The organism is Rhizobium ecuadorense, assembly GCF_001187535.1.
Taxonomy (GTDB): Bacteria; Pseudomonadota; Alphaproteobacteria; order Rhizobiales; family Rhizobiaceae; genus Rhizobium; species Rhizobium ecuadorense.
Genome location: NZ_LFIO01001822.1, coordinates 1 through 213, shown reverse-complemented (window position 1 = coordinate 213; position 213 = coordinate 1). Strand labels below are relative to the sequence as shown.

General features: G+C 60.1%; 1 protein-coding gene. It reads right to left on the bottom strand.

The genetic code is table 11. The features are described from left to right. On the bottom strand, window positions 1-213 hold a 213-nt coding region (locus AF337_RS38660; RefSeq protein ID WP_244471386.1), incomplete at both ends, for a trehalose-phosphatase.

The following is a 213-nucleotide window of genomic DNA, read 5'->3' as shown; positions in this document are numbered from 1 at the left end:
GGTCGGACTGGAAAAACCGTTCCAGCGCATCGCCCTTGCTCGACCGTGCCGGACGCAGCTCGAATACCATCTTGCCGAGCTGCAATGCCCAGTTCGGCCCGGCGAACTCAGCATAGTGGTGCATGCGGTCTTCGAGCACCTTTTCATATTCTGGCGCGAGCCGGTAATGGGCGGCAACGGCCGCACCCTTATCCTCGATCAAGACTCCAGGAT